This is a genomic window from Paraburkholderia sp. BL27I4N3 (genome assembly GCF_003386115.1).
Taxonomy (GTDB): Bacteria; Pseudomonadota; Gammaproteobacteria; order Burkholderiales; family Burkholderiaceae; genus Paraburkholderia.
This window is the reverse complement of the sequence record NZ_QREJ01000001.1, coordinates 6,987,563-6,999,786: the sequence shown is the minus strand read 5'-3', so window position 1 is coordinate 6,999,786 and position 12,224 is coordinate 6,987,563. Positions and strand designations below refer to the sequence as shown.

At 58.7% G+C, this 12,224-nt stretch carries 10 protein-coding genes; 8 read left to right on the top strand and 2 right to left on the bottom strand.

The window, feature by feature from the left end; all coding sequences use genetic code 11:
• Positions 1-115: 115 nt before the first annotated feature.
• Both B0G71_RS31825 and B0G71_RS31820 read left to right on the top strand, forming a co-directional pair.
• A complete protein-coding gene (locus B0G71_RS31825) occupies positions 116-1,045 on the top strand; it encodes a LysR family transcriptional regulator (protein ID WP_116146808.1) in 930 nt (309 codons plus the stop codon).
• Positions 1,046-1,854: 809 nt separating this feature from the next.
• The gene (locus B0G71_RS31820; protein ID WP_116146806.1) at positions 1,855-2,835 is read left to right on the top strand and encodes an NADPH:quinone oxidoreductase family protein; all 981 of its coding nucleotides are present in this window, start codon (positions 1,855-1,857) and stop codon (positions 2,833-2,835) included.
• Between the two features lie 508 nt (positions 2,836-3,343).
• Here the strand turns inward: B0G71_RS31820 and B0G71_RS31810 are convergent.
• Together B0G71_RS31810 and B0G71_RS31805 are read right to left on the bottom strand one after the other, a co-directional pair.
• Positions 3,344-4,426 carry a CaiB/BaiF CoA-transferase family protein gene (locus tag B0G71_RS31810; protein ID WP_116146804.1) on the bottom strand — a complete coding sequence of 361 codons (1,083 nt, stop codon included), beginning with the start codon at positions 4,424-4,426 and terminating at the stop codon, positions 3,344-3,346.
• A complete protein-coding gene (locus B0G71_RS31805; RefSeq protein WP_258875701.1) occupies positions 4,423-5,778 on the bottom strand; it encodes an MFS transporter in 1,356 nt (451 codons plus the stop codon). Before B0G71_RS31805 ends, B0G71_RS31810 begins: the two co-directional genes overlap by 4 nt.
• A 282-nt stretch (positions 5,779-6,060) precedes the next feature.
• Here B0G71_RS31805 and B0G71_RS31800 point away from each other — a divergent pair, with 282 nt between their 5' ends.
• From B0G71_RS31800 to B0G71_RS31775, 6 genes are all read left to right on the top strand, one after another.
• Positions 6,061-7,383 carry a Rieske 2Fe-2S domain-containing protein gene (locus tag B0G71_RS31800; RefSeq protein WP_116146802.1) on the top strand — a complete coding sequence of 441 codons (1,323 nt, stop codon included), beginning with the start codon at positions 6,061-6,063 and terminating at the stop codon, positions 7,381-7,383.
• Positions 7,384-7,410: 27 nt separating this feature from the next.
• Positions 7,411-8,373, top strand: a complete 963-nt coding sequence (locus B0G71_RS31795; RefSeq protein ID WP_116146800.1) for a PDR/VanB family oxidoreductase — start codon at positions 7,411-7,413, stop codon at positions 8,371-8,373.
• Positions 8,374-8,432: 59 nt separating this feature from the next.
• Entirely contained in the window at positions 8,433-9,743 is a 1,311-nt protein-coding gene (locus B0G71_RS31790) for a CaiB/BaiF CoA-transferase family protein (RefSeq protein ID WP_258875700.1), read from the top strand.
• Positions 9,740-10,924 (top strand): thiolase C-terminal domain-containing protein, encoded by a 1,185-nt coding sequence (locus tag B0G71_RS31785; RefSeq protein ID WP_116146796.1) that lies wholly within the window; start codon positions 9,740-9,742, stop codon positions 10,922-10,924. The genes B0G71_RS31790 and B0G71_RS31785 overlap by 4 nt, the downstream gene beginning before the upstream one ends.
• Positions 10,921-11,364 carry a Zn-ribbon domain-containing OB-fold protein gene (locus B0G71_RS31780; RefSeq protein WP_116146794.1) on the top strand — a complete coding sequence of 148 codons (444 nt, stop codon included), beginning with the start codon at positions 10,921-10,923 and terminating at the stop codon, positions 11,362-11,364. Before B0G71_RS31785 ends, B0G71_RS31780 begins: the two co-directional genes overlap by 4 nt.
• A gap of 72 nt (positions 11,365-11,436) precedes the next feature.
• Positions 11,437-12,216: a FadR/GntR family transcriptional regulator gene (locus B0G71_RS31775; protein WP_116146792.1), complete on the top strand. Its 780-nt coding sequence runs from the start codon at positions 11,437-11,439 to the stop codon at positions 12,214-12,216.
• Positions 12,217-12,224 lie beyond the last annotated feature (8 nt).

The following is a 12,224-nucleotide window of genomic DNA, read 5'->3' as shown; positions in this document are numbered from 1 at the left end:
ACGACTCCGACTCGTGGTCCCGTTGAACCGTGCAAGAACATTTAACGGCTTCACGTTTTATGCGTCAAATGCGAAAAACAATCCATAATGTGCAAAAAACGCATATGGAGCGCACATGCTTAATGTTCGGGAAATTGAAGCGTTCAAGGCCTTCATCGAATGTGGGTCGGTAACGCTGGCAGCTGACCGGCTCTCGCGGACCCAACCACAGGTTGGCCGGCTGCTTTCTTCGTTGGAAGAGTCGGTCGGTTTCAGACTCTTCGACCGTGTTGGGAAGCGGCTGCATGCGACCCCTGAGGGATGGCGCTTCTATGAAGAGGTCGACCGTGTAATTCGTGAACTCGAGTCGCTCACGCGTTCGGCAGCGCAGATTCGTTCGGGTGCTTCAGACCACCTCCGAATCCTGGTGGCACCGCACGCGACGAATGCATTGGTTTCGCCTGCCTTGGTGGTTGTACAGGACAAGTTGCCCGGCTTCACAGCGGAGGTCGCTACGCGCGTGCGACTCGACATCGAAACGTGGATAACTCACGAACAATTCGACGTTGGGCTTAGCATCCTGCCCATTGACAACCCAGGTATCGAGGTCGAGCCGTTTATCCGGACACGGGCAGTTCTCGTAATGTCCGAGAATCACCCACTAGCTGAAAAAGACGTCCTGTCGTTCGACGATATTCTGGATTCACCGCTGGTAGCGACTCATTCGAGGTCGCTACTTCGTCAACATCTTGAGCGGCTGTTCCGTGACCGAAAGCGAACACCGAACATACGGTACGAAGCGACGAACGGTCTCATCGCGTGTGAGCTTGCTGCTCAGGGTCTAGGTGTCGCGTTGGCCGACCTCTTTGTCGCAATTTCATCTGGCGCACCCAACTTGGTCGTGCGCCCGCTCACAGAAGAAATTCCTTTGGAATATGGGTTTTTGTATCCGATTGGAAAGACGCGGTCCAAAGCTGCAAGCGTCTTCACTGCTGCCGTACGAGAAACCGTACAGGAGACATTGTCCCGATTACCGACGCCGCACGCGGCTTTCGATTTTCTATAATTCAAGACGACACAGATGTTTCCGCGGCTAATTACTGCGGAACGGACTGCGCATTGCGCGTCGAGCAGCAGGAAAATCGATGGAAAGCTCCAACCCTCGTTCGCCAGGAGGGGAGCCAAGCTTCCCTCAGTTCCGGTGCACTGTTCAATCCGGCAGAGGTATTAGTCCCTGCCTCTCGGCCCGTTGCGGGATTCTCTCTAGCAAACATCCTCTGTTTTTGTGAATGCCCCTTGGTGAAGTTGAGCCCCGCCTTATCCTAAGCGAGGCCTTCAGACACGTTCCACAGCATCATGAGATGCCCCTCGGAGCCAGCGTCGCCCGTCAGCCGTTCGCCTCAGGGCGCTAACTTCGCCACCCTGTCCGGTGTCTCAAGGCTATCCCACAGTACCGGTTGTCCCGCGACCGCTGCCGTTGATGTCCGACCAGTCGCGCGGCTGCACCGCGGAACGGGCAGCAGTATGTATACCGCGCAACAGGGGTGATGATTTCGCATGGACACACTGCGAGCAAAAATCTGGCCGCGAGCGTGGGAAATTTGCCTGAAAAAGTTATGTTGGATTGGAAGTGGCCGCTGGAAACGCCAGCAAAGAATGGGAGGAATCTTCACGGTTGAGGCGCGGCCATACGGGTACTGCCACTTTGCAGTAAGCTGGCCACGGAGGACCATTCTTAAGGCACAGCCGTCCATAGTTTTGCGTTCAACCTGCGCGCGCCGCATGCAACTGCTGGGCGCACATCGCGGAACAATCTTGCGGCACATCGAACGCCGATAGCGAATGTGCAAACTTCAATAGCCTCTGGAGGCTTCAATGCATCGAGCGGTCGTTAAAGCATTTGAAAGTCCACCTGTCATAACTCTCGAAACGGCCGAGAGGCCTGCTCCGGCGGAAGGCGAGGTTGTCTTGCGCGTGACTGCCGCGGCGCTCGGCTTTGTTGACGGACTGATTGTCCAAGGCAAGTATCAGCTGAAGCCCGACCTTCCGTATGTGCCCGGAGGCGAAATAGCCGGAGTCGTCGTAGATGTGGGCGAAGGCGTGAGAGGCATCGCTACAGGAAGCAGGGTTGCTGTTTGGCAGTTCGGTGGTGGCCTTGCCGAGTATGCAGTGGCCAAGGCCGCAGACGTAATTGCTTTGCCCGATGGGATTGACGACCGCGTGGCAGCTTGCGCTCTCGTCGATTACCTGACGGCTCACTATGCGTTGTTCGTGCGGGGTTGCCTACGGCCCGGCGAAACGGTGCTGGTGCTGGGAGCCGCGGGCGGAGTCGGGCAGGCTGCGGTTCAGCTTGCATCCTCTAAATCCGCCAGAGTGCTAGCCGTTGTCTCGTCGCAAGATAAGGCGGCGAGGGTTTTGGAACTTGGCGCCACGGAGACCATTGAACTGGAACCAGACGGTCCTGCATTGCGCGACCAACTCCGCGCAATGGCTGTAGACGGGGTGATTGACGTGATTGTCGACCCTGTCGGAGGCGCAACTTCGGAGGCGGCGTTTCGTTCACTCGACAAGGGCGGTCGACATCTCGTCGTGGGCTTTGCGTCCGGGACCATACCGAAGCTGCCGACGAATCTTGCATTACTTAAATCGGCGAGTCTCGTCGGAGTGGATGTCCGGCATTTTGTCGGCGCTCACAAACTGGAGGCGCTTGCCGCAACCGGCGCGTTGTTCGAGCAATTTGCGAATAAATCGTTGCAGCCCGTCGCATACATCGAGCATTCGCTAGACGAGGCGCAACAAGCATTTGCGATGCTCGGTGAGCGGAGCAGACCTGGCAAAGTCCTGGTCAAGCCATAGGTATCACTCTTGCTCGTGGCGAGGAACGCTCATCAACGACCGCGTGAAGTTTTCGAGCCTTACTCCCGGCGCTCCTGCCAGCGCACCTGGCGGAGGCGTTCGTTCGCTTTCACTATCAGCCTCCTCGGCCAAAGCAAGTTAGGGGTATCTGCGTACGCATCGAGAAAGATTGCTAACTCTGGTTCATCGCCAGACGTGGCGTTGACCCGCGCCGCGAAAGGCATGAGATTGAAGGTCGACGTTGGCGAGTGGGAATTTTCCCAACACGAGGTGGCTTGGGTCATGAAGCGCACGCGACAACTGCTACTCGCTGCGAGCGATAGCTAGCGAGCACATCTGCCAAGAAATCTGAAGCATTATCCCGCCCCCACCAAAGGAGCCGGACCCTCTCTATACTTCCCTCGGTGACAGACATCCGAACACGCATTGCGCTCGATAGACTGCTTCGCTGGCTCAAGGAAGAGTCAACAATTTAGTCGACGCTGCAGTTGCTCTGCGCTCGCTGACCCTACTTGCACCAAGACTCAATCAACGTCGAAATCTCGATTTTGGATACTTCAGTCTTGAGTTGAGCAACCTTCGACATGCTAAACCGAGGTGCTGGTGCAGGCCGGACGATGCCGCCGACATCGATGAATGTCTGGCGTGCCTTCAGGTGTTCATTTTGATGCGCTTCGTCCATGCTCAGTACAGGACTAACACATGCATCGGTTCCATCGAAGATGGCGCTCCATTCATCTCGCGTCTTTCCAGCGAAGGCTTTCGCCAGCCTCTCGCGGATAGCCGGCCAGTGGCACCTGTCCTTTCTCGACGGAAAATCATCGGGCGCAAATCCCAAAGTCGCTAGCATTAGTTGCCAGAAGGGTTCTTCGATGGCGCCTACGGCGACCCATTTTTTGTCCGCCGTTTGATATGTGTCGTACCACGGCGCACCACCATCGAGTTCATTTGTGGCGCGCGGTCCATGCCATTTCCCCTGCGCACGAAGACGATAGAAGAGTGACATCAAGTAGCTCGCGCCATCAACCATGGCAGCGTCAATCACCTGGCCTTCCCCGTTGGTGCGGGCATCTAACACTGCGGCCAGAATGCCGAAGGCGAGGAACATCGAGCCGCCGCCATAGTCGCCCACAAGGTTCAGCGGGGCAACCGGTCGTCCTTCCGTGCCGATAGCATCAAGCGCGCCAGTGATGGCGATGTAATTGATGTCGTGGCCGGCGCTCGCGGCCAGTGGGCCCTCTTGCCCCCATCCGGTCATCCGACCGTATATAAGTCGCGGATTGCGTGCCATGCAGGTGCCTGGACCGAGGCCAAGTTTCTCCATCACCCCCGGGCGATTCCCCTCAAGCACAATATCGGCGACTGAGATGAGGCGCAATGCTTCTTCTCGGTTCTCAGCATTCTTGAGGTCAAGCGAAACGAAGCGGCGACCGCGTTGCGTGAAATCGCTCTCACTGACAGAGGTCGTTGGGCGTGTGATTTGAATCACATCTGCGCCCATATCGGCTAGAAGCATTGCGCAGAAAGGTACCGGCCCAACTGCGCCGAATTCCACCACCTTTAATCCTTTCAGGGGTCCTACGTGGCTCATTGAGTTCCCTTGTTAGCTTGAGTGGCGAGCCGCCGGCCGGCGATACACACGCAGATGGACGAAAGGAGGAACAACACGGCGACGACAATCATGCCCGCCGACAGACTATGGGTCTGCTGTTGCACGCGACCAATTAGCAGCGGAGCCACCCAGCCGCCGACAATTGCCCCAAAAGAGCTGATGACGGCAATTACGGCGGGCCGAATCCGCTGAGGAAGATAGGTTTGTGGAATCGACCAGAAGATAGCAAGCGAAGCGTAGACCCCGATGTTTGCGAGCATGAAGCCAATAAGCGCCGTCGACAGGCTGCTGGACATGGCGACCGTCCCGTATCCGATAGCAGCGATGACCGTGCACGCGACCGTGTGCCCGATGCGCTCCTTTCGGCGGTCGGAGCGGCGCGACAGCATTGTCATTCCGACCATGCCGGCGAGCGGCGGGATTGCTGCGACCACCCCAATGTGGGTCAGGGGTACGCCGTAGATGTGAAGAATTTGAGGTAGCCACGCCCCGACCGTCGCGTTGCCGCAAAAAATGCCGACATATCCGAGGATGAGCACCCAGAGCGTCGGCTGCCGCAGCGCAGCCAGCGTATTTAGCTCCTCGGCCGGGGACTTATTCAAACGGGAAACTTCAAGCTCATTTGCCAACCACGCCTTCTCGTCCCTCGAAAGCCACTTCGCTTGGTTCGGCCTGTCAGTGAGATAAAAAATTCCAAACACGCCGAGCATGACTGCAGGCAGACCCTCGAGCAGAAACAGCCATTTCCAGCCGGAAAGCCCGAATGTACCGTTGAGCTGCAGGATGGCACCGGACACTAAGGAAGCGAGAACGTATGCGGCCGGAACCGAGTAAGTGAAGATTGCGTTGTAGCGGGCGCGGTAGTTCTCAGGAATCCAGTAGCTCAAGTACAGGAAAACACCCGGGGTCAGGCCTGCTTCTGCGATGCCAAGAAGCGCGCGCACCGTATAGAAGCTGATGGGGCCGGTCACAAATGCCATCGACATCGTCACCAGGCCGAACAGTATGGCAATACGGGTCAACGTGATTCGCGCGCCGAACCGAGCCAGCGCAAGGTTGCTCGGAACCTCGAACAGTGAGTAGCCCAGAAACAAGATGCCCAACCCGATGCTGTACATCTGCGGGGTGAGTCCGAGCTCCTTATTCATCGAAAAGGAAGCAAAGCTCAGGTTGCCGCGGTCGAGCACCGACACGACGTAAAGGGCAATCAAGTACCACATCAGCCGTCGCCCAATCCGGGAGACCGTGCGAGCGCCGTCAATTCCCGCCGCAGCTTTGTGGCGGCTGTCGTCGATAGCCGCGTCGATGGTCGTTCTCTGTGGCAGGGACACGTGTTCTCCAAGATATTTATATGTTGGTGGGCCAATCTGGTAGGTGCAAATATAGATTCTCGCATGAATCAAACCAAGTCCGGGAAATCCCTATCGAGAACGCCCGGCCGCGGGTTGAACATTGGTTTACCCATCTAAATCAGCAATTTAGCCGCATTTTGATGGCCGTTTGTCGATGCTCCATGGAGCTCCATCGGTACATTTTGGGTGACGAGAGTAGTTGACCGAGGCAGTGTCTTGGCTTAAATTGGTCCCACCAATTCGAAAACATGGAGCCTCACAATGCTTTCTCATGAAGACAACGAAGCGCTGGTTCGCGTCGGCACGGGCACCCCTACCGGCCAGTTCATGCGCCTCTTCTGGCTGCCGTTTTTGCCCTCGTCGGACCTGGTCGCAGACGGCGAGCCTCAACGCGTGAGGCTGTTGGGGGAGGATTTGCTGGCATTTCGCGACAGCGAAGGCCGCGTGGGACTTATCGACCACGTCTGTCCGCATCGAGGCGCTCCGCTGGTGTTCGGTCGCAATGAAAAGTGCGGTCTGCGTTGCGTGTATCACGGCTGGCAGTTCGGCGTGGACGGAAAAGTGCTTGATACGCCGGCCGAGCCTGAAGAGAGTCGCCTGAAGGAGAAGGTCCGCATCAAGAACTATCCGTGCCAGGAACGTAACGGCATCGTGTGGGCCTATATGGGCGAAGCGCCGCGCGATGCACTGCCGCCATTGCCGGACCTCGAATGGAACATGGTTCCCCTGGAGAACGTGCACTTCAGCTTCCGTGTTCAGGAGTGCAACTGGCTGCAGGCTGTCGAAGGCGAAATCGATTCAGCCCATGCCGCGATTCTTCATGGCCGTATCGATTCGCAGGGTTCCATCAACGACTGGACTTCCAAGAAAGACTTGCGGCCGGTGTTTGAATGCCAACGGCGCGACTTCGGCATCAGCATCGCTTCGCGTCGCATCCTTGACGAGAAGAACCACTACTGGCGCGTGAATCAGTTCCTGTTCCCGTTCTACACGCTGGTTCCTCCGCAGTCGAAGTATCCCGAGCTCAGCGGCCACGCATGGGTGCCCATCGACGACGAGAACACGCTTTGCCTGATGTTCTCCTACACGCCGGCCACGCCGCTGTACGAGAAGTCGCGCAAGGTGTTCGAGGAAGGCTACGGTGGTCGCGAAACGGGCCACGCGAGCAAGGACGCCTTCGAACCCCGTCCGGTCTCGCAGCCGTATGCCAAGTATTGGACCAAGTTCAATCTCGCATCGGGCTTCCTCTTTAACTACGACGCTCAGACCAAGACCTGGTTCTCGGGCCTCCCTGGCCTCTGGGTTCAAGACGCGGCTTGCCAGTCGGGCGTATCGCCCATTTACGACCGTCGGAAAGAAAACCTCGGCATCAGCGATACCGGTATTGCGATGACGCGCCGCATGCTGCTCGAGAACGTCCGCAAGCTCGCTGCTGACCGGACGTCACCCGTTCCGCTGGACAACCCCGAGTTGTGGATGGTTCGTGCTGTCTCCCTGACGATGTCGGCCGGCTCTTCCTGGACCACGGACGGCGCGGAATTCATGAGGGCTCGGCTCGGCACCGACTTCGGATACACGCCCTAATCGTCGAACGTTTACCGCAAATTCACTATGTCCCAGCCTAACGCCGAGCGAATCGACGTCCGTCTTGTTCAAATCCGGCTCGAAGCGGATGACGTCGCATCCTATGAGTTCCGCCCGATTGATTTGCCCATGCTTCCGGCATTCGAAGCTGGCGCGCACATCGACCTGCACCTTCCCGAGAATCGGGTACGGAGCTATTCGCTCCTCAACGACCCGCATGAGCGCCATCGGTACGTCATCGCGGTTCAGCGTGAGGCTTCGGGACGTGGTGGTTCCGCGTGGATGCATAACACTCCCCGCGTAGGAGACCGCTTCACCATCTCTGCGCCGCTCAACGACTTTCCGCTGAACGAACAGGCAGAGAACTCCGTGTTCATCTGCGGCGGCATCGGCATCACGCCGGTGGTGTCGATGATTCGTCGACTGGAGCGCCTGGGTGCGAAGTGGCAGTTGCACTTCGCGGCCCGCCACCGCGCTCGTGCAGCGTATGCCGAAGAGCTCGCGCTGCTTCCCGAATCCGACAGCAGGGTCAAGCTGCATCTCGAAAGCGATGGCGCCCGTGTGGATATTCGACGTCTCGTGTCAGAGGCGCCTGCAGGGACGCATTTTTACTGCTGCGGCCCTCGCGGCATGGTTGATGACTTCATCGCGTCATGTGCGGACCTTCCGCAGGAGCAGGTTCACTTCGAGCGATTCGCCGCGGCTAGCGAGTCTGCTACCGGAGGCGGATTCGATGTTGTTCTGCAGAAGAGCGGAAAGCGCATTCCGGTCCAACCGGGCAAAACCATCCTCGACGCACTGCTCGACCAGGGAGTGGACGTCCAGTACGCCTGCTGCGCGGGCGTATGTGGCACTTGTCGCACTGGCGTCATCGACGGCGTTCCCGACCATCGGGACGACTTCCTTACCGACGAAGAGAAGGCCGGCAACACAGCGGTCATGGTGTGCTGCTCGGGCGCATCCTCGAAAACGCTGGTGCTGGACCTGTAAATAAAACGGCTGAGAAGCTGTGCGTTCGAATGAGCGCGAACTGGAATATAGGAGACTTCATGTCCTCGACGTTTGCCGAAGAGTTCCCCCAGCACGAACCCCGCCCCAAGGATGCTCCCAAAGCCCTGGCCGGAATTCGAGTGGTGGATTTCACGCACTTCATCGCCGGGCCGTTTGCCACGATGATGCTCGCCGACATGGGCGCCGACGTCATCAAAATCGAAGCGCCCGTCCGTGGTGACGAATTTCGATACTACCCGCCGGCCCATCCCGAGGATGAAAGCATCGGCGCGCCGTACCTCTGGTCGAATCGAAACAAGCGAAGCATCGCTCTTGACCTGAAGTCGGAGGATGGGCGGCGGATTGCTCGGGAGCTGATTGCATCCGCAGACGTCGTCGCTGAAAACTTCTCGACCGGTGTGATGGAGCGCCTGGGCCTGGACTACAAGACGATTCGCGAGAGCAACCCCGAAGTCATCTATTGCTCCGTGTCGGCGTATGGTCGAGAAGGCGCTTTTGCAGACCGCCTCGGCTTTGACCCCATCGCTCAAGCAGAGAGCGGCTTCGTATCGATGAACGGCTACCCCGACCGCCAAGGGGTCCGCGCGCTCTCGCCCGTTATGGACATCAGTACGGCCATGATGGCGAGCAATGCGATGCTTGCCGCGCTCGTTGCTCGTGAGCGCACTGGAAAAGGCCAGGCTGTCGAGGTTTCGCTGTTTGATAACGCGGTGCTGATGACCGGGTATGCAACGCTTCAGCACGTGTTCACTGGCGCCGAGCCTCAGCGACATGGCAATACGAGCCCCGACACGTGTCCCTCCGGCGTCTTTAAGGCCGCCGACAAAGCGTTCTATATCAACTGCGGCAACAACAAGATTTTCCACCGCCTTGCGAACCAGGTGCTGGAAATGCCCGAGCTCGCCAATGACCCCGTGCTTGCCGACCGCAATGGGCGCATCGCGCGTCGCGCGGAACTGTTCAAGGTGCTTGACGAGGCCTTCGCGAAGCTCCCATGGTCACACTGGCAGCAACACATGCGCGCAGCCTCGATTCCCTGCGGTGAAGTGCGCTCCGTCGGAGAGGCTATCCGGTCGGCGGAGGCCCAGGAGCGCAAGCTTGTGACCCGAGTAGAGCATCCTGACCTCGGCTGGTTGCCGAATGTAGCGCTGCCGTTCCGCTTCAGCGAAACGCCTGTCGATGACCCGCGGCCGGCACCTCGAATCGGCGAGCACAGCTTCAATGTGTTGACCGAAGTCTTGGGGTATGACGTCGAAGCGGCGTCCGGCCTGCTCGAACGGGGTGCAGTCTATAGCTTTGCTGGCAAAGACGCTGCCGCGTCGACAAATCGCATTGAGGCGGCAACATGAGCCATGAGCGAACGCTTCGTGGCAGGGTCGCGGTAGTCGGCGTTGGTGAGAGTGAATACTTCAAGTTCGGCCGGTCGCCGCATCCCGAGTTCAAGCTCGTCTTGCAGGCCGTCCTGGCTGCATGTCGTGACGCTGGCGTAGACCCCTCTGACATCGATGGGTTCGCATCCTTTGGTGAGGACCGAAACGATGCGGTCCGGCTGGCCACCGCGCTGGGTGTAAAGCGTATGCGCTCCACCATCATGCAATGGGGCGGCGGTGGTGGCGGCTGCGCTGCCGCTGTGGCGAACGGGGCGGCGGCTATCAACGCGGGGATGGCCCATTGCGTGGTGGTGTACCGCGGGCTTGCCCAAGGACAGTTTGGTCGCTTCGGACAGGCAGCCCCGCGTTCAACAGTCTCCGGCGACATGGCCTATCAGATGCCCTACGGGGTTCTGGCGCCACCCCAGAAGTTCGCACTTCGCGTCCAGCGTTTCATGCATGAGCATCGCGTCGAACGGGACGCGCTACGTGCCGTGGCACTCGCCTCGAACTTCCACGCTCAGGCGAATCCCCGCGCAGTCATGTATGGCAAGCCGCTGACAGCCGACGCTTACGAAGGCTCCCGCTGGATTGTCGAGCCGTTTCGTCTCTACGATTGCTGCATGGAGAATGACGGGGCAGCGGCGCTGATTCTGGTTGCCGCTGACAAGGCCCGAGATTTCGCCCGGCCGCCGGTGTATCTCCTGGGCGCAGCCAGCGGAGCGGAGTGGCGCGCCGGAGCTGTTCCCCACAACGCCCCCGACTACGCGTCTGCGAACTACCGGTCAATCGCAACCGACCTTTTCGAGATGGCCGAAGTTGGGCCGTCAGATGTCGGTTCGGTACAGGCGTATGAGAACTTTACGGGTGGCGTCGTGATGTCACTGTGCGAGCACGGTTTTTTCAAGCCGGACGAAATCAACGACTTTATGACGCTCGAAAATCTCAGTGCGCCCGCCGGCAAGCTTCCGTTGAACACCAGTGGAGGGAATCTTGGTGAGGTCTACCTCCAAGGCTTTGAGCTGGTCATCGAGGCAGCCAGACAGGTGCGTGGAGAGTCGACCAGCCAGGCGCGAAACGGGAACATCGCACTGGTCACCGGCGGTCCGATGGTGTCGCCCGCGAGCAGCCTGATTTTTGGTTCGGAGGCCACCTTATGAGCGGGTTCTATCTTCCGACCGGCTTGCCGGCGCCAGTTCCAGAAGTCGACGGCATATCGGCACCGTACTGGGAAGGCCTGCGCCAGGAAAAGCTGTTGGTCCAGCGGTGCGCACATTGTCGAACCTGGCAGTTTGGACCCGAGTGGATTTGCCATGCGTGCAAGCAGTTCGACCCCACTTGGGAGGAGATTGCTCCCCAAGGAAGTACCTTCAGTTGGGAGCGCGTATGGCATCCATCCCATCAAGCTCTAGGGAACAATCTGCCGTATCTGGTAGTGGTCGTTGAACTCCCTAACGCTGGCAACGTCCGGATGTTAGGGAATCTACTAGGCGACCCTGCCCAGACCGTCTCGATAGGCGCGCCGGTTGTAGGCGTATTTGAACATCACCGCGACTCCGACACCCCGTACACCCTCTTAAACTGGATGCTTACAGCGTGACGGGGTGTCTGGCTCGGATGGGGTGACCTGTATAATTTCTAACTATTCATGGCATCTTCATCGGTAAGCAATATGGAACTTACGTCTGCCGCAACGCGTGAAGCCACCCCGCGCGCCGAGCTCGTCGGCAAAATGCTTGCCTTCTTCAAGGAGCGCGGCTTTGAGAGCGGCGAGCGCCTACCCTCCGAGCGGGCTCTGGCAGAGCGATTCGGCGTGGGCCGCAATGCGTTGCGCGAGGCGTTGTCGACGTTAAGCGCGCTTCGGGTCATCGAATCGCGCCCGAACTCCGGCATCTATCTGCGTCGAATGTCTACCGACAGTAGCTTCGAGACGATTGTGCTCCTGACCGAGATGGGCTCCGAGCCCTCGATGAGAGAGGTCAAGGAAACGCTCGAAGTGCGATGGGCGTTGGAGCTTCGCGCTGTGCAGCTCGCATGTGAGCGTCGAACCGAAGCTGACCTCGATGGCCTGGTATCAATCATTGATGCAACGAAGGCCGTGCTCGCCAACAAGGGCAACATCTCCGTTCAGGACACGGCCTTCCACATGGCGCTGGCCCGCTGCACGCACAATGAAGTCCTCGTGCGGCTGCTGAATTCGTTCTATCGGATTTCTGAAAGCCGCCGCTTTGCACTTTTCTCCGATTCGGCAAGAGGCGAGATTTCGGCAGAGCATCATGCGAAGCTCTACGAAGCCGTGAAGAAGCGCGATACCAAAAAAGCAACCATCCTGATGGAAGGGCACTTCGCCAGTGCGGTCGACGCATGGAACGAGATTCTCGGCGAGGAAGATGCGCCTGCTGTCAAACCGGCCAAGCCCCGGACGAAGCGCCCGACAGGCCAAACCGACTGACCTGCCGC